The organism is Phyllobacterium sp. A18/5-2, from assembly GCF_025452215.1.
Classification (GTDB): domain Bacteria; phylum Pseudomonadota; class Alphaproteobacteria; order Rhizobiales; family Rhizobiaceae; genus Phyllobacterium; species Phyllobacterium sophorae.
Genome location: NZ_CP104966.1, coordinates 2,438,367 through 2,456,854 on the forward strand (window position 1 = coordinate 2,438,367; position 18,488 = coordinate 2,456,854).

The 18,488-nt window shown below is 55.8% G+C and carries 12 protein-coding genes and 1 pseudogene; 10 read left to right on the plus strand and 3 right to left on the minus strand.

Annotation, left to right across the window (positions count from 1 at the left end):
* Positions 1 to 104: 104 nt before the first annotated feature.
* Positions 105 to 722, plus strand: a complete 618-nt coding sequence (locus N8E89_RS12100; RefSeq protein ID WP_106666428.1) for a hypothetical protein — start codon at positions 105 to 107, stop codon at positions 720 to 722.
* Positions 723 to 765: 43 nt separating this feature from the next.
* Here N8E89_RS12100 and N8E89_RS12105 read toward each other — a convergent pair whose 3' ends face one another.
* Positions 766 to 1,452 carry an HAD family hydrolase gene (locus tag N8E89_RS12105; protein ID WP_106666429.1) on the minus strand — a complete coding sequence of 229 codons (687 nt, stop codon included), beginning with the start codon at positions 1,450 to 1,452 and terminating at the stop codon, positions 766 to 768.
* A gap of 209 nt (positions 1,453 to 1,661) precedes the next feature.
* Between N8E89_RS12105 and N8E89_RS12110 the strand changes: the two genes are divergently transcribed.
* Positions 1,662 to 2,795 (plus strand): site-specific DNA-methyltransferase, encoded by a 1,134-nt coding sequence (locus tag N8E89_RS12110; protein ID WP_106666430.1) that lies wholly within the window; start codon positions 1,662 to 1,664, stop codon positions 2,793 to 2,795.
* 87 nt (positions 2,796 to 2,882) lie between these two features.
* Here the strand turns inward: N8E89_RS12110 and N8E89_RS12115 are convergent, their stop codons facing one another.
* Entirely contained in the window at positions 2,883 to 3,494 is a 612-nt protein-coding gene (locus tag N8E89_RS12115; RefSeq protein WP_113171774.1) for an HAD family hydrolase, read from the minus strand.
* Positions 3,491 to 4,570, minus strand: coding sequence for an A/G-specific adenine glycosylase (gene mutY, locus N8E89_RS12120; RefSeq protein ID WP_106666432.1), 1,080 nt, complete (start codon positions 4,568 to 4,570; stop codon positions 3,491 to 3,493). Before mutY ends, N8E89_RS12115 begins: the two co-directional genes overlap by 4 nt.
* An 87-nt stretch (positions 4,571 to 4,657) precedes the next feature.
* Between mutY and N8E89_RS12125 the strand changes: the two genes are divergently transcribed.
* The 8 genes and pseudogenes from N8E89_RS12125 (at position 4,658) to N8E89_RS12160 (ending at position 18,459) form a co-directional block, all read left to right on the plus strand.
* Complete coding sequence (locus tag N8E89_RS12125; RefSeq protein WP_106666433.1) at positions 4,658 to 5,968, plus strand: O-antigen ligase family protein; 1,311 nt, start codon at positions 4,658 to 4,660, stop codon at positions 5,966 to 5,968.
* Between the two features lie 43 nt (positions 5,969 to 6,011).
* Positions 6,012 to 6,986, plus strand: a complete 975-nt coding sequence (locus N8E89_RS12130; protein WP_106666434.1) for an NAD-dependent epimerase/dehydratase family protein — start codon at positions 6,012 to 6,014, stop codon at positions 6,984 to 6,986.
* A 29-nt stretch (positions 6,987 to 7,015) separates the two neighbouring features.
* The gene (locus tag N8E89_RS12135) at positions 7,016 to 7,516 is read left to right on the plus strand and encodes a DUF721 domain-containing protein (protein ID WP_106666435.1); all 501 of its coding nucleotides are present in this window, start codon (positions 7,016 to 7,018) and stop codon (positions 7,514 to 7,516) included.
* Between the two features lie 142 nt (positions 7,517 to 7,658).
* A complete protein-coding gene (locus N8E89_RS12140) occupies positions 7,659 to 8,336 on the plus strand; it encodes a DsbA family protein (RefSeq protein WP_106666436.1) in 678 nt (225 codons plus the stop codon).
* Positions 8,337 to 8,420: 84 nt separating this feature from the next.
* Positions 8,421 to 11,879, plus strand: a complete 3,459-nt coding sequence (gene smc, locus N8E89_RS12145) for a chromosome segregation protein SMC (RefSeq protein ID WP_106666437.1) — start codon at positions 8,421 to 8,423, stop codon at positions 11,877 to 11,879.
* A gap of 145 nt (positions 11,880 to 12,024) precedes the next feature.
* Positions 12,025 to 14,689 (plus strand): annotated as a pseudogene (ppdK, locus tag N8E89_RS12150) (pyruvate, phosphate dikinase).
* Between the two features lie 87 nt (positions 14,690 to 14,776).
* Positions 14,777 to 15,526 (plus strand): polysaccharide deacetylase family protein, encoded by a 750-nt coding sequence (locus N8E89_RS12155; RefSeq protein ID WP_106666528.1) that lies wholly within the window; start codon positions 14,777 to 14,779, stop codon positions 15,524 to 15,526.
* Between the two features lie 353 nt (positions 15,527 to 15,879).
* Positions 15,880 to 18,459, plus strand: coding sequence for a TIM-barrel domain-containing protein (locus N8E89_RS12160; protein ID WP_262260004.1), 2,580 nt, complete (start codon positions 15,880 to 15,882; stop codon positions 18,457 to 18,459).
* Positions 18,460 to 18,488: the final 29 nt, after the last annotated feature.

The window sequence follows — 18,488 nt, forward strand, 5'->3', positions numbered from 1 at the left end:
CACTGCCTCGGCAAAAAGCTGCAAAGCCCGTCGCATTATCTCCGTACCGTTGATATAGAACACGTTCGTTCGTCAAGGTTCGTTCTTCGAGGAAAGTTCAGTTCATGAAGTCAGAAACACAAAAAACTCTGCCCTTCTATCAACTTTGCGCCCCAATTTGTGCATTGATTTTTGCGGCCGGGCTTAGCGGATGCTCTACCAGCGGCAATACCACGGTTGATCCGAACAGTCCAAAAGCTCAAGCCACGGCAGAGGCGCAGAAGCGTATCACTGCGTCGGAATTGCTGGCATTTTGTCCCACGGTCACCATTCGAGAAGGCACGTCGGTCCTGACGAATTACGGAAAGTCTGCCGACAAGACACCCGAAAATCTGATTTATCAGGCATCCATCGCAGATGAAACGCGCTCCTGCCAGCCAGGCGACGGTACTTTGACGATGAATGTAGCCATCGCAGGCAAAATCGTGCCAGGTGCAAAATTCTCTCCCGGAACCATAACAGTTCCGATACGTGTCGCTGTCATCCAAGGAAAGGATGTCCTTTATTCAAAACTGCACAAGCACGCAGTTTCTGCTACCGACAGCAGTGCGGCAACCCAGTTTGTCTTCAACGATCCTAATGTAACCTTCCCAAAGCCGACCACGCAAAACATTCAGGTTTTCATCGGATTCGACGAAGGTCCGGACGTCGCCGGTACAAAGGCAAAGCAAAAGAAACAGTAGAAGAGGGCTGGCGCAATGCCAGCCTTCCTCGTTGCAAGCTCCGTTAGACAGCTTCCGACCATACCGCCATGGCTTCAAGCACTGCTGGCAGGTCGCGATGCCGGCTGATGACGGTTTCCGCGCCCGCATCAGTCAGCTTGTCGGCATGGCCGGGATACGTATGGGCACCACCGGTAAAACCGATGACTCGCATGCCAGCGGTCTTTGCCGCATGAACACCGTGGCTTGAATCCTCGATGACGATGGCGCGCGCGGGATCGACATTGAACTGCTTCGCCGCAAACAGGAAAACATTGGGATCCGGCTTGGGCTTCTGGTTCCCTACTTCGCGGGCAGAGAAAATATGCGGTGCGAAGAGATCGTAGAGGGTGCTCTGCTCAAGCATCATCTTGAGCGACGAGCTAATCGAGTTCGACGCGATGCATTTGGGATACTTCAACGCTGCGATGACCTGTTCCGCGCCCTCGATGACGTTGAGTTCATTGCGCAGCTTGTGATCCATCTGCCGCGCCGATTCTTCGATCAGGGACGCTGAAATCGGAATACCCGATTCTTTTTCCACCTGAAGAAGGATATCGGTCCAGGTCAGGCCGGCAAAGCGTTCCGCAATGGCTTCTGGCTCAATCGGATAGCCGGATTGCGTCAACAGCTGTGACTCAACTTCGGCCGCCAGAATTTCTGAGTCGACGAGCACCCCGTCGCAGTCGAAAATAATGAGCTGTGGTTCCATTGCACTTATACCTGTTCGTGAAAAATTGCCGCAAACGCTGCAGCTATGGGTCAATTGGGGGGATTACCGGCATCGACTACACTCTAATTGCCGTTGCGTCAAAGAAAAGCGGGCGGGCATCAGGATCGATTCATCCGCTCTTAACGCGATATTTACCCTGCGCAGTAACCATAAGGATCAGTAACGCGTCTCCAGTAATCGAGTATCATATGTCTGTTGTCCGTCTCGTGAATGAACTGCCCCAGGCAGCCCCCCAATCTTCCTGGCTCGACACCATTCTCAAAGGCGACTGTGTTGCCGCCCTCAATCGCCTGCCGGATCATTCGATCGATATTATCTTCGCTGACCCGCCTTACAATCTTCAACTCGATGGTGATTTGCATCGGCCGGACCAATCGAAGGTAGATGCTGTCGACGATCATTGGGATCAGTTCGAAAGCTTCCAGGCGTACGATGCCTTCACGCGGGCATGGCTCCTGGCTTGCCGCCGCGTCTTGAAGCCGAATGGCACGATTTGGGTCATCGGCTCCTATCACAATATTTTTCGCGTTGGTGCCACTATGCAGGATCTGGGCTTCTGGATGCTCAACGACATCATCTGGCGCAAGAACAACCCGATGCCGAATTTCCGGGGCCGCCGGTTCCAGAATGCCCATGAGACAATGATATGGGCATCACGCGATCAAAAATCAAAGGGCTACACCTTCAACTATGAGGCGATGAAGGCCGCCAATGACGACCTGCAAATGCGGTCGGACTGGCTCTTTCCCATTTGCACCGGTGCGGAGCGTCTGAAAGATGAGAATGGCGACAAGATCCACCCAACCCAAAAGCCAGAGGCCCTGTTGGCGCGTATTCTCATGGCGTCATCGAAACCAGGCGATATCATTCTCGATCCCTTCTTCGGATCTGGAACCACGGGCGCAGTCGCAAAGAGGCTCGGACGCCATTTTGTCGGGATCGAGCGGGAACAGAAGTACATCGATGCTGCAACGGCTCGCATCGCTTCGGTGGAACCATTAGCTGGAGCCGAGCTTACGGTCATGACTGGCAAGCGCGCCGAGCCGCGTGTTGCCTTCGGCAGTATCGTTGAGTCCGGCATGTTGAAACCTGGCGCTATTCTGAGTGACCTGCGCCAACGTCACGCCGCCATAGTCCGGGCCGACGGAACAGTGACGACAGGTGGCGATGCCGGATCAATTCATCGCATGGGCGCAAAAGTACAAGGTCTGGACGCCTGCAATGGCTGGACCTTCTGGCACTTTGAAGATGCCGGGGTGCTCAAGCCGATTGACGAACTGCGCAAGCAAGTGCGTACCGGCATGGTTTCGGCGGGCGGCTAAGCGATCCGATCGGACGAGGACCTCCAGTGCCGTTCTGATCCCGAAACGCCCAAGGTCAGCCTTGGGCGTTTCGCCGTTAAATGCGGATCAAACCGCAATTCCAAGATTGTTCAGATCGGCTCTCAGCATTTCAGGATTGACGAATTGCACCGACTGCCAGCCGGCGGCCTTGGCGCCAGCGACGTTCTTTGCACTGTCGTCGATAAATAGCGTGGCCGATGGCTCCAGATCGAAAGCGGCGACGTGGTGGTCATAGATAGCTTTGTCTGGCTTGATCAGTCCAATGTCACCCGAAACTGTGACACCACGGCTTTCTGTCAGAAAGGGAAACCGCTCCCAGGCCTCGCGCAACGTGTCAGACGCGAAATTGGTCAGCATCGTCACATCGTGGCGATCGGCGATCAGCTTGCGCATAATCGCTACGCTGCCATCGATTGAATGCGTTATCATCAGATGCCAGTTCTTGCGGAAGGCGCGGATATGATGTTCGCGGTCGGGGAAATCAGCAATCAGAAGTGCTTCGGCTTCCGGCCATTTGCGTCCGCGGTCCTGTTCGATATTCCAGTCATGGGTGCAGATGTTGTCGAAAAACCATTTGCGTTCTGCGTCATCGGGAATGACATCCCGGAATGCTGCGTCCGGGTCGTAATGGATAAGAACCTGCCCGATGTCGAAAACGATATGTTTGACCGATGTCATTCCTCTTTCCTTCTCTTTGCGAACGCGTCCGGAATCGCCGTAGCAATGGCTTTTTTCATAACCGTGGGCAACGCCTCACCGGCTAAATTTTCAACCTTGACCCACCAGCCGTCCGGGGAGGTTGGTTTGTATAGCCCACGCGCCGTGTAGATTTTGAGACGCAGTTCGAAATGCGTGAAAACATGAGTTATGCTACCCGAGGGAGTCCAGCTCGCCGGAAAGGGAGCCGCGCCAATGTCGGTGTCTCCATCAAGCCGAGCAGTCCAGTCCGTCGTGGGTACCTCGGCCATCCCACCGAGCAGGCCACTTTCGGTGCGACTGCGCAGAAGCACCTCGCCGTTATTTGAGATGGCGACAAAGGCAGCGCCCACGCGGACAGGTTTTTCCTTTTTCGGGGCCTTTACCGGGAAGAACTCTGGATCCGTTGTTCGCAGCGCCTCGCAATTATCGTTTAGCGGGCAGACGATACAGGCTGGTCGCTTAGGAGTGCAGATTGTTGCCCCTAGATCCATCATCGCCTGCGCGAAGTCACCGGAGCGCCTGCCGGGTGTGATCGCCTGCATCCGCACGCGAATTTCGGGTTTGGCGAAGGGCAGGGGTGTTGCCAGCCCGTAAAGCCGGGTAATCACGCGCTCCACGTTACCGTCGACCACCGCGATCGGCAGGTCAAAGGCAATTGACGCAATCGCGGCCGCGGTATAGTCGCCGATACCAGGCAGCGATTTCAGGCTGGCCACATCAGCGGGGAAACGTCCCCCAAATTTCGCGCAAACGATGTCCGCACATTTTTTTAGATTTCGAGCGCGTGAATAATAGCCAAGGCCTGCCCACGCGCGCAGTACATCATCCTGGCTGGCGGCAGCGAGATCAATGACTGTCGGCCACTTCTCTGTAAAAGCCCGGAAATACGGCTTCACCGCTTCGACAGTCGTCTGCTGCAACATTATTTCGGAAAGCCAGATCCGGTAGGGATCCGCTTTGACCCCTGCGAGGTGCTCGCGCGGCGAAATGCGCCATGGTAGAATTCTGTGATGAGAATCATACCAATGGAGTAGTTTGACGGTTATCTGTTGCATCAATTCCAAACTGCGCTACACGAGGGCTATTACGGTTTTTACACAACGGTTGCGAGCGTGACATTCAGAAGTATTCAGGAATCATAGATGTTTCCAGATCAATTGACCAAGGCGCTGATGCTGCCGAGTAGAGGGCATTTTATCGGAATCGATCGCAACAACCGCCTATTTACGTTCGTGTTTGCGCTTTTTCCTGGTTTATTGGCAAGTGGAACTTCGGTGACGCTGGTCCTCGCCTTTATCTGGGCGCTCATTTCGCTGGTGACAAAGAGATTCTCCTTCAATTTGACGAGGTCGGACAAAATTGTCGCGTGGTGTATAACGTTCTATGTTTTGGTGACGATTTTCTCGGTCGTGATTCATCCCAATCCGGAAAAAGGTGGGCCATTCCTTATCAAGATGATCCCGTTTCTTGCCGTTTGGGCGATCCTGCCGCGCCTTCGTGCAGGCATTTCGGGGCGATTGATACCGTTCTTGGTTGCGGGCGCCGGTATAGGCATGGTTGGCTCGCTTATATTCAGCATTGTACAAGTCGCATTCTTGTCCTCCAGAGCCGAAGGAGGCGCCGGTAATGCCGCGGTGTTCGGGCTGTTTGCTGTACTATTTGGCAGCATCTCGCTGCTGAACGCACATTCGGACAGCAAAACTGAACGCGTCATTGCAATTACCGGTTTCGCGTGCGGAATGGTCTGCGCTTTCCTCTCGGGTACGCGGTCGGCCTGGCTTGTAATGCCATTTCACTTCATCGTCCTCTATTGGTATTTGCGCGGACAATCGCTGCCGACACTTACAAACGCGGCGAAAGTGGTCGGAACGGTTCTGGTTGTCGCCGTTGTTGCGATAGGCGCAATGAAGATAGCCGAGCGATACCATGCGTTGGAGAGCGATATTGTCCAACTTGATCAGCAGCCTGACAATATTAGCTCGCTGAAAGCACGGCTCTTGCTTTGGTCAGCAGCCAAGAATGCATTTCTGGAATCGCCCTTGATCGGCCAGGGTCCGCAGAACCGTATGTCCCTTGTTTTTAAGACGTTGAATCTGCCAGCCGACAAGCAAATGACGTTCACCCATGTCCATAACGGGTTCTTGAATGCAGCCGTTGATGGCGGCATTCTCGGAATTCTTGGAGTGCTCTCACTTTTGGCTGCCCCGCTAATCGCCGCTCGCAGCAAAGAACCGGGACCGGGACGCGATCTCGCCACGGCAATTTCGCTTCTGCTTGTCACCAGCTATGTAATCACGGGCATGTTCGGGATCATGTTTGGCCACGATGCGACAGACGCTGTTTTTACTTACCTCACGATCATGATTTGCTGGATCGCGGGTAGCTCGCCCTATCTGTCGGTGCGTAAAGTGGCGTATCTGGCGGATGACGACGCGATTGCCCTGAGGGCGTGAAGATAGAAGACCGCCGCGAGCAAAAACAGAGATCAGGTGTCATATGAAGGCCATCGTTACAGGAGCCGCAGGCTTTGTCGGGTTTCACGTCGCTAAGCGGCTTGCCAGCGAAGGTTTTGACATCGTCGCTATCGATAATCTCAACGAATATTATCCCGTAGCACTGAAGGAGACGCGGCTTTCCGCCTTGGATGGCAAGTCGAATATTCGTTTTGTTCGCGCCAATATTGCCAACCCGAATGAACTCGCCGCGGCGATTGCCGGCGACGTGGGTGCCGATATCATCGTGCACCTTGCCGCCCAGGCGGGTGTGCGTTATTCGGTTGAGAACCCGGCAGCCTACGTTGATGCCAATGTCCAGGGTCAGGTCACCGTTTTCGAGCAAGCCCGAAAAATGCCAAAGAGGCCGCCTGTCGTCTATGCCAGTTCATCATCCGTTTATGGCGCGAATACAAAGGTGCCATTTTCGGAAAGCGACCCTGTCGATTGTCCTGTTTCTGTTTATGCTGCGACCAAGCGCTCGGCTGAACTCTTGGCACATTCCTATCGGCACGTTCACAAGGTTGCGTCGACTGGCCTCCGGTTCTTCACGGTCTATGGCCCTTACGGCCGTCCGGACATGGCTCCCTGGTTGTTTACCGATGCCATACTGAAAGGTGAGCCGATCAAGGTCTACAATCATGGCCGCATGGAGCGGGACTTCACGTTCATCGATGACATAGTCAATGGCGTATTTGGCGCGATAAACCGCATACTGACGAATCCCGAGGGGACCGCGCCGGTTTACAACCTTGGCAACAACAAGCCTGTTGCACTGATGCGATTCATAGAAATCATCGAGAAAGCGTGCGGGCGCGAAGCCATCAAACAACTCGCACCAATGCCGCCCGCCGACGTCGAGCGCACCTATGCGGATATTGAATTAGCCGCACGTGATCTTGGTTTTTCACCTGCCACGACCTTGGAAGAGGGGATTCCTTTGTTCGTTAAGTGGTTTCGCGGCTATAATGGGCGCTGACACTTTCTCTGGAACAGGCGCGACAGATCATGAATGATGACCGCAGCAAGAAGGGATTCCGGCCACTTGCGGATCCTGCCGCCGGCATCCTGGATCCCGTGCTGCGCAAGCGGGCTGGTATTACCATCGAACTCGTTCAGGCTTGGGAAGAAGTCGTTGGATCCGCGTTGGGCGGACAGTCGCGGCCTCTCAAATTGCTCTGGCCGCGCCGGGCGCATGAGGACGACCCATTTCAACCAGCCACGCTGGTGATTGCCTGCCAGGGCTTTACAGCCATGCGTATCCAGCACGAAACTGGTGAGATCATAAGCCGCGTCAATTCCTTCCTTGGGTTTGCCGCCGTCGGGCGGATCAAGATCGAGCAGAAGCCTGTAGCACTCCCTGTTGCCAAGAAGCGCGCGTTGCCCCCTGTTGACGCCGAGACAGCGAGCATGATCAGCCGGTCGGTGGAGCAGATCGAAGATGATAGTCTTCGCGAAGCGCTTCAGCGGCTTGGCCAAAGCATCCATGCTGAAAAGATCAAACGCTGATCCTATGGTATGAATTGACGGATGTAAGATCACGAAAAATTCAAAGACAGAATGCAGTCTCTGCCTTAAAGAGACTGGCTTGAGGCTCTAACGAGTCAATAACTTGTAGTTGCATAATCAACACCGGAGACAGGTGATCCTTATGACTGAATTGCTGACCCGCAGAAAAATTCTGACACTTGCCGCCGTTTCGACGGCTGCCCTCGCCATGGCTGCGGGCGATCAGGCCTGGTCGCAGGAAGCCGCGAAGCCGGCGGCACCTCAACCGGCCGGCAAAGTCGATGAGGCGAAGTTGATGGCCGCGGGCTCGCTGAAGGACATGATCCTGGGCAAACCCGAAGCGCCTGTGACAATCGTCGAGTATGCATCGATGACTTGTCCACATTGCGCGCATTTCGCCACGACGACGCTGCCAGTCATCAAGGAAAAATATATCGATACCGGTAAAGCGAAGCTCATTCTGCGCGAATTTCCGTTCGATCCGCGCGCTGCCGCGGCCTTCATGCTGGCACGCTGCGCACCGGAAGAGCGCTACTATCCGTTGGTTGAAGTTCTGTTCAAACAGCAGGAACAGTGGGCCGGAGCGGCAAATGCCGAAGAACCTTTGCTGCAAATCTCCAAATTGGCAGGTTTTACACAGGAGTCCTTCAAGGCTTGCTTGACGAACCAAAAACTTCTGGATGATGTGAATGCAGTACGTGAGCGCGGTGCCAGCGAATTCGGAGTAAACGCAACCCCGACATTCTTTATCAACGGCACTAAATACTCGGGAGCCTTATCGGTTGACGAAATGTCAGCAGTTATCGACGGTCTGCTCTAGTGCCTGCTCAAGTTTCGGCGGGCGCCTAACCGCGCCTGCCATCGAACGACTGGCCCCTACGGCGTTTGGCAGAAAGGGCATCTGATGCGCTTCACCAAACTCCGGCTCCTCGGGTTCAAATCTTTCGTAGAACCGGCGGAATTCGTCATCGAAGGCGGCCTGACCGGTGTGGTCGGCCCCAATGGCTGCGGCAAGTCCAATCTTGTTGAGGCATTGCGCTGGGTCATGGGCGAAAGCTCCTACAAGAACATGCGCGCCTCCGGCATGGATGACGTCATCTTCTCCGGTTCAGGCACGAGACCGTCACGCAACACTGCAGAAGTGACGCTTTTTCTCGACAATCAGGATCGTAGCGCGCCCTCTGCCTTCAACAATGCGGACGAACTTCAGGTTTCGCGGCGTATCGAACGCGAGGCAGGCTCAGTCTATCGCATCAACGGCAAGGATGCCCGGGCGAAGGACGTTCAATTGCTGTTTGCGGACCAATCCACTGGTGCGCGATCACCGTCGATGGTCGGACAGGGCCGTATCGGCGAGCTGATTCAGGCCAAGCCCCAGGCACGTCGTGCACTATTGGAGGAAGCTGCGGGCATATCGGGCCTGCACACGCGCCGCCACGAAGCGGAACTGCGACTGCGGGCGGCTGAACAAAATCTTGAACGTCTTGAGGACGTCGTCGGCGAGCTTGAGACTCAGATAGAGAGTCTGAAGCGCCAATCCCGTCAAGCAAACCGTTTCAAGAGCCTGTCCGCCGATATCCGCCGTTCTGAAGCGATTTTACTGCATTTGAGATGGTCCGTCGCCAAATCGCACGAAGGCGAAGCTCAATCTGCGCTGTCGATTGCAACTTCCGGCGTCGGAGATCGGGCGCAGCTTCAGATGAACGCCGCCAAAGAGCAGGCTATTGGCGCGCATAAATTACCCGATCTGCGTGACGCCGAAGCCAAGGCTGCTGCCGTATTGCAACGGCTGACGATTGCTCGCTCGCAACTCAATGAAGAAGCTGAACGTATTCGTAGCCGTCAAACCGAAATTGAGAAGCGGCTGATTCAGTTTACTGCGGATATTGCGCGCGAAGAGCAGATGGTGCGCGACAACGCAGATGTGCTCGCGCGTCTCGACTCCGAGGAGCGATCGCTCAACGAAGAAAATGCCAATGCCGGTGAGCGCGAAATTAAGACGCGAGCTGAATTCGAACGTGCTGATGCCGAACTGAAGGAAAGTGAAGCCGCACTTGCCAAGGTTACCGCCGAGCGTGCTGAAGCCTCAGCCGAGCGCGCGCAGATAGAGCGAAATTTACGCGAGAGCGCCGAACGACGCGATCGGCTTGTCCGCCAGGTGGGCGATGTCGAGCGTGATCTGTCTGCGGTCGCCGCACAAATCGCCACTTTGGCCGATCCCGTTGAAAAGCAGAGCCTTGTTGACATCGCAGAGGCTGCTCTCGATCAGGCCGAAGAGTCGGCACTTACCGCTGAGGCAGCGGTCGAGGCAGCGCGCCGGATGGAGTTGGAGCTTCGTCAGCCCTTACAGGACGCACGAAGCAATCTGGGACGGGTCGAGACGGAAGCCCGTACACTCGCCAAGATGATCAATATTGGCGGCTCCGACCTTTTCCCGGCGGTCGTTGAGTCCGTGAAAGTCGAAAAAGGCTATGAAATTGCTCTCGGCGCCGCTCTCGGTGAAGATCTCGATGCTCCGATCGACAGAAGTGCTCCAGTTTTCTGGGGTGAAATCAATGGGTCCAGCCAGGACGCGGCTCTCCCTGCGGGCGTTCGATCCCTGGCCGATGTCATGCGCGCGCCGCGTCAGCTGGAGAGGCGTCTTGCCCAGATAGGTATTGTCGATGAGGCCGAGGGGCAACGCCTGCAGTCTGCTCTGATGCCCGGCCAGCGGCTTGTCAGCCGTTCCGGCGCGCTCTGGCGCTGGGATGGGTATACTGCCAGCGCTGATGCTCCTACACCAGCCGCACAGCGCCTTGCCCAGAAAAACCGGCTGGCCGAACTTGATCTCGAGGTGGTCGAGGCAACGAAACGGTTGCGCGAGGCGGAAGCCGGGATTGCTGGTGCCGAAGCGGCGGTACGCCAATCTGTGGAAACGGAGCGGACTGCGCGCGATCACTGGCGCGGTATGCAACGAGCAGTAAGCGATGCCCGCGAGGCTTTGGCCGCAGCCGAACGCGCAGCCGGGCAATTGTCGAGCCGCCGCGCCGCTCTTGATGAGGGCAAGGCTCGACTGGCCGAAACCCTGGAGGACACGCAAGAGCAGTTCGTGGAAGCGGAAACGCGGCTTGCAAATGCCGTCGATCTGCGTGACCTCGATATCCGGCTCGCCAGCCTGACAAGTGAAGTGACGCTGGATCGCGCCGCACTGGCTGAAGCGCGAGCTATCTACGACGGCCTTCGACGTGAGGCGGACAATCGAATGCGGCGGCTGGAAGCGATCGGCCATGAGCGCAAGAGCTGGACTGGCCGCGCTGACAACGCCGATCGTCAGATCAAGTCACTTATAGAGCGGCGTCTGGAGGCGGAACGGGAGGCAGAGCACCTTGCCGATGCTCCGGAAGAGATCGCTGACCGCAATCGGACGTTGCTGTCGCAGTTGTCGGAGGCGGAATCGCTGCGCAAGGATGCCGCTGACAAGCTTGCTGTTGCGGAAGCCAGGCAACAGGAGCTGGACCGGGCTGCAACAGATGCCATTCAGGCTCTTGCGACAGCGCGCGAGGGCCGGGCTCGCGCTGAAGAACGCCTGGCTGCCGCCCAGGAACGTCGCATGGATGCCGAAGCCCGCATTGCGGAGGCCCTGAATTGCCCGCCACATGAGGCCATGAAATTAACCGGACTGGGTCCTGAAGATCCGCTACCGGATGTGGAAGCCACCGAACGCAATCTGGAACGTCTGAAGATCGAGCGCGAGCGTCTTGGCGCTGTGAACCTGCGCGCGGAAGAAGAACAGGAAGAGCTCTCAGATCGGCTCGAAGCGATTGTCAGCGAGCGTGAAGATATCATCGAGGCTGTGAAGAAGCTGCGTCAGGCGATCCAGAGTCTCAACCGCGAGGGCCGTGAACGCCTGCTGGCTGCCTTTGAAGTCGTCAATGTCCAGTTCCAGCGTCTGTTCACCCATCTCTTCGGTGGCGGCACGGCGGAGCTGCAACTGATTGAATCGGATGATCCGCTGGAAGCGGGTTTGGAAATCCTGGCGCGGCCACCGGGCAAGAAACCGCAGACGATGACACTTCTGTCCGGCGGCGAGCAGGCATTGACAGCCATGGCCTTGATCTTTGCAGTGTTCCTGACCAATCCCGCACCGATCTGCGTGCTCGACGAAGTGGATGCGCCACTTGATGATCACAATGTCGAGCGATTCTGCAATCTGATGGACGAGATGGCTTCGTCTACCGATACCCGGTTTGTGGTCATTACCCACAATCCAATCACCATGGCACGAATGAACCGCCTCTTCGGTGTAACCATGGCCGAGCAGGGCGTCAGTCAGCTGGTTTCCGTTGATCTTCAGACCGCTGAACAGCTTCGCGAAGCAAGCTAACCTTCCGAATGACGAAGGATTTCAAAGATTAACGCGGATTTACTCTGCTAATCGATTTGAATGCTGCGTTGCAGCATTTTTCTATGGTGCTTGACGGAATGATCGCGTAGACCTCTCATATGCTCTGGCGGCATGGGAGGCTGCAATGGTGAAATGGGTCTACACATTCGGTGATGGCAAGGCAGAAGGTTCTGCTGGCGATCGCAATCTTTTGGGAGGAAAAGGAGCAAATCTCGCCGAGATGTGCTCCCTCGGGTTGCCCGTTCCGCCTGGCTTTACCATAACGACGGAAGTTTGCAGCAGGTTTTACGAAAACAACCGCCAATATCCCGATACGCTGGAAGGTGATGTAAAAGCGGCACTGACCCACATAGCCAGCGTCACCGGCCGCAACTTCGGGGATAAAAACAAGCCGCTTCTCGTTTCCGTACGCTCCGGTTCTCGTGCCTCCATGCCAGGCATGATGGACACAGTTCTCAACCTCGGCCTCAATGATGAGACGGTTGAGGCAATCGCTCACGAAACGGGTGATGCCAGATCTCGCCTATGACAGCTACCGCCGCTTCATCCAGATGTATTCTGATGTTGTGATGGGGCTGGATCATGCGGTGTTTGAAGAAATCCTCGAAGATGCAAAAGCCAATCTGGGCCATGAGGTCGACACAGCTCTAACTGCCGAGGACTGGAAGGGTATCATCGACCTCTATAAGGCCAAGGTCGAAGAGGAACTGGAAGAGCCGTTTCCCCAAGATCCGGAGAGGCAGCTTTGGGGTGCTATTGGCGCAGTCTTTTCCAGCTGGATGAACGCGCGCGCGATCACCTATCGCCGCTTGCACAATATTCCTGAAAGCTGGGGAACAGCCGTCAGCGTTCAGGCGATGGTGTTCGGTAATATGGGCAATCGTTCGGCGACCGGAGTCGCGTTCACGCGCAACCCCTCGACAGGCGAAAAGAAACTCTACGGCGAGTTTCTGGTTAATGCACAGGGTGAGGACGTGGTGGCCGGCATCAGGACACCGCAAAATATTACTGAAGAAGCCCGCATTGCCGCCGGGTCGGACAAACCGTCTCTGGAAAAGGTGATGCCTGACGCATTCGCCGAGTTCTGCGCCGTTTCGGAGCGGCTTGAGAGGCACTATGCCGACATGCAGGATCTCGAATTCACTATCGAGAACGGCAAGCTGTGGATGCTGCAGACGCGCTCAGGCAAGCGGACCGCGAAGGCTGCGTTGCGGATCGCCGTCGAGATGGCAGAAGAAGGGCTGATTTCACGCGAGGAAGCAGTATTGCGCATCGATCCCGCTTCGCTGGATCAACTGCTCCATCCAACCATCGATCCGAGTGCAAAGCGCAATGTCATCGGCAGCGGCCTTCCCGCGTCCCCAGGTGCCGCTACGGGTGAAATTGTTTTCTCCTCGGAGGATGCCGAACAGCTGAAATCGGAAGGGCGCAAGGCCATTCTTGTCCGGATCGAAACCAGTCCCGAAGACATTCATGGCATGCACGCCGCTGAAGCCATCCTGACCACGCGCGGCGGCATGACCAGCCACGCCGCTGTGGTGGCACGGGGCATGGGCAAGCCCTGTGTTTCAGGCGCGGGCTCGCTGCGTGTCGACTATCGCAACGAAACCTTGCTCGCTATGGGCGTTGTCTTGAAAAAGGGTGACATCATCACCATCGATGGCGGTATTGGCCAGGTTTTGAAGGGCGCTGTCCCTATGCTGCAGCCGGAACTTTCCGGCGATTTCGGTAAGATCATGGAATGGGCTGATGGGGCACGGCGCATGAAAGTGCGCGCCAATGCTGAGACGCCCAACGATGCCCGCATGGCTCGCTCATTCGGAGCTGAAGGCATTGGACTTTGCCGCACCGAGCATATGTTCTTCGAGGGCGAGCGCGTCGTTGTCATGCGCGAGATGATCCTGGCCGATAATGAGAAAGGTCGCCGCGCTGCTCTCGACAAGCTCTTGCCGATGCAACGGTCTGACTTCGTTGAATTATTCGAAATCATGAATGGCCTGCCGGTTACGATCCGCCTGCTTGATCCTCCGTTGCACGAATTCCTGCCGAAGACGGAGGAGGAGATCGCTGAAGTTGCCAATGCCATGAATGTGAGTGTGGACAAGCTGCGTGAGCGAACCGAAAGTCTGCATGAAATCAACCCGATGCTTGGACATCGCGGCTGCCGGCTCGCCATTTCCTATCCGGAAATTGCCGAAATGCAGGCGCGGGCGATTTTCGAAGCGGCGGTTGAGGCAGCCAAATCGACCGGTGCGCCGGTCGAACCCGAGATCATGGTACCGCTCGTCGGGCTTCGTGCCGAGCTGGATTTCGTCAAGGCGCGGATCGACGCTGTTGCTGCCGATGTGATGAAAGAGGCGGATATCAAGATCAACTATCTGGTGGGGACTATGATCGAGCTGCCGCGCGCCGCAGTGCGGGCCCATTCGATCGCCGAGGTTGCCGAGTTTTTCTCTTTTGGTACCAATGATTTGACCCAAACCACATTTGGTATATCGCGCGATGATGCCTCGTCGTTCTTGATGACCTATCAAACCAAGGGAATCATCGAACAGGATCCTTTCGTCTCGATCGACGTCGATGGTGTGGGCGAACTGGTGCGCCTCGCGGTGGAAAAGGGCAGGGCGACGCGCCCTGGCATCAAGCTCGGAATTTGCGGCGAACATGGCGGCGATCCGGCGTCAATCCACTTCTGCGAGGAAACGGGGCTGGACTACGTCTCCTGCTCGCCATTCCGGGTTCCGATTGCCCGTCTTGCGGCCGCCCAGGCGTCGGCTAAATCAAAATGAGTTGAAAGGGAAGCGAAAGTCCATCCTGCCACAAATCCGCTTGGTTGCACGTGCCTAGCTCGGCGCGTTCCTCAAGTGATGGCTATGATCTTGCGCAAAATCTCCCTCAGTCTGATCGCTCTCCTTTTTGTTGCGCCGACCGGCGTGTCTGCCAAAGAACACCCGCATTTCGTCGAGCCAAAGCTCTACGTGACCAAGGGTGGCAAGGCCACGCCTCAGGTTGCCTTGACGCTCGATGCCTGCTCGGGCCAGACCGATCTGCGCATCCTCAACGCATTGGTGGATAATCATATTCCGGCGACAATTTTTGTCACCGGTCGCTGGCTCAAGCGCAATGTCGCGGCGCTTGGCGTGATGAAAGCCCATGCCGACCTGTTCGAGCTGGAAAATCATGGACTAAACCATGTCCCTGCTATTGACGACCAGCCGACAATGTTCGGACTGAAAACAGCTGGATCGCAAGCCGCTATCCAATCCGAAATACAGGGCGGCGTAGATGCCCTGCAAACGGCAGCGATAACGAAGCCGGCCTGGTATCGCGATGCGACCGCCCGCTATAGCGACGATGCGATCACGCTGATCCACCAGTTGGGTTATCGCGTGGCAGGCTATTCGCTGAATGCCGATATGGGTGCCTCACTCATGGCCGGCCAGGTGGAAAAGCGCATCACAGCCGCCAAGGACGGCGACGTCATCATTGCCCATGTCAATCAGCCGGGTCGCGTCGCGGGAGAAGGCGTGGTCAAGGGCATTCTGGCACTAAAGCAAAAGGGCTTCCGTTTCGTTCGTCTGGAGGACACTCAGGAGACTGAACGTTCTCCACAACCTGGGGCTTGAGTTCCTCTAAAAGCTGCTTCCTAAGTTTTTATGCGACTATCGAATAATTGACGGAATTTCGAATTCGTGTTTTTTCCCTGCTGCGCTTGGTTGCGCGGCACCTTGGGAGGGGGGCTACCAGTATGAAAATTCGATAGTTTAGACGACGGTGCGGGCTACAACCTCGCGCAATCGATTTTTTGACGAACAATTTTTTAAGCAAGAACCAACTACCGGCACTATAGGACTGGCGTACGTACAGTGATGGCAAGAGGCCAGCTGTACAGTGGTTGTGCTTGCCTGATGGCATGCAGATATTCCCAGCTGTTTGCCGATTTTATTTTCTTATGACCTGATTTTGAGGAGGAATTATTTTGAACCGCGTTCAACTTTCTATTCTAAGTCTATTGCTATTGCCAGGATTGACCGGTTGCAATGACAGCAATTCTTCGCAGGGCACAGACGGTGGAACCTTTATTGCTGGGCCACCCGGGGAAAAAGGCGAAATTGGAGAAAAAGGCCCAGCCGGAGAGAAGGGCGAGGGAAGGATAGAACCGGCCAATTTGCCAACGGGCGTTACGCTACAATCGGGCGGCTTTGATGTTCAGTTGGAAAAGGATGTGCTTGAAGTTCGCGCTTTCGCGGCAAATATATTGCGCGTCCGTTTCCGGCCGGATGGCATGGCAGCAACGGACGCAACCCGCGTTCTTCCGCAACCGGGGGACGTCGCGCCGGTTGAGCCCGTTGCCGAAATCGATCCAGAGGTTAGAGGAGACGCGGATTCGGTTGAGATCACGACGGGTCAGTTTACCGCCAAGTGGGAAAAACGGACGGAAACGATCCTTCTCAGGGATGCCGCAGGCAAGATTTTGGCGCGTTCCCCCGCCGCCGATCTGCAACTCGGACAAGTGAGCGTAGAACACAATGCTTCCGATGCTCTCTATGGTATTGCAGACGAGGCAAGCATTGGTAATACAGGAATATTGCGCACGGGCCTGCAGGATTTGAAGACGTCCGACCAAGGTCATGCGGGTGCCCCGCTTGTCTGGAGCACAAGCGGCTATGGTGTTCTGGTCGACACGATAGGGTCAGAAACGAGCAATGTCGATCTCTCGGACTCCCGCCGCATTGTTTTTGGGTCCATTTCGAAACCGGACGTTGACTACTATCTGCTGGTTGGCCGTCCTGCTGAAATATTTGGTTCGGTGGCCAGGATCAGCGGCCGCTCACCGCTGTTTCCAAAATGGGCGATGGGCTTCACCAACAGTCAATGGGGCGCAGACAACGCATGGAATGGAGACGACAACAGCGTTGGGCTTAACGAAACGAAGCTTCGTGTCATCATTTCACGATACCGCAGCGAAAACATTCCGATCGACGCCTTCACATTTGATCTGGACTGGATGAACTGGGCTCGAGCCGGCATACCAAACAGCCAGTTTACTTGGAATAGCGAAAAATTTCCTAATGGGGCGAACGGTGGGCTGAAGCGGTGGCTCGATGAGCAGGGAGTTAAGATGACCGCCATCCTGAAGCCCCGCATCCCTGTTGACTCCCAGGAAGGCAGCGAAGCCACAAAGAAGGGCTGGTGGATGCCGAATACAAAGGCAGTGGCGGATTATTTCCTGCCGACCACGGACATGCGGCACGTTGATTTCAGCAAACCGGAGGTGATCAAATGGTATACGGACCATCTTGGCAGCCTGTTCGATTCAGGCATCGCCGGCTGGTGGAATGATGAGTTCGGTTCGAGCGGCGCCACCGATGACGGCAATGAAACCGAAGGTCTGGATGCGCAGCGCGGCATCTATAACTGGCAGCGTACCAACAGGCCGGATACGCGCGTATGGTCGATCAACCGCAACTTCTATCTGGGGTCGCAGCGTTACGCCTATGGCCTCTGGTCAGGTGATATCAGAAACGGCTTTTCCAGCATGGCTGAACAGCGCAATCGAATGCTGGGGGCAGTCAATGCCGGCGCCATGCAATGGACCATGGATACGGGTGGGTTCCAGAACGGAAGCGGGACTTTTGCGGGAGGCGGTACCGGTTATGAGGACTATGCGCGCTGGATGCAGTTTGCCATATTCACGCCGATCTTTCGCGTGCATGGCGAGAACGGGGTGCAACGTCAGCCCTGGTGGTATGGGACTGGCTATGACGCAGCCGTTGAGGCAATCAGGCTGCGCTACAAACTGATCCCCTATATTTACAGCTATGAACACCAGCGCAACAGGACCGGTGTCGGCATTGTTCGCCCGCTTATTTTCGACTGGCCAAACGACCGCAATGTTCGCAACGATTCTCAGTCGTGGCTCTTCGGCGAATGGCTGCTGGCCTCTCCCGTCGTTGAGCAGGGGCAACGCAGCAAGGATATCTATTTGCCGCAAGGGACCTGGACTGAGTGGAATTCCGGCAAATCGCAGACCGGGGGGCAATCCATCGCCTTCAACACCGTGAAATGGGAAAGCAATTTTCCGCTATTCTTCCGTCCGGGGGCGATCGTTCCCATGCTGCGTGAGGATGTCCAATATGTGGGTGAAAAGCCTCTGACGGAGCTGAATATAGAGGTGTTTCCCGATACGAAGCGCACTTCATTCGATTATTACGATGATGATGGCAAGAGCTACGACTACGAGAAAGGGATCTATTTCCTCCAGACATTGTCGGTGCAAAGCAAAGACAAAGAGGTGACATTCGAAACCGCTGCTCCTGATCCCGCCGGCAGTTTCAAGCCGGAATTGGAATACTACACGGTGAAGATTCACGTTCCCAACACCGCAGCCGTCAGTATCAACGATGCGAAACTGGATCCCGCGGCAAACCTGACCTCGCTAACCGGTGCAGCCGAAGGCTGGATCGCCGGTATCGATCCGGATCATGGTAATATTCCGGTGACCTATGTCCGCATCAAAGCCGGAGAGAAACAAAAGATCGTTCTCACCACACAGTGACAAGACCAAAAAAGGGGCGGCTGCGCCGC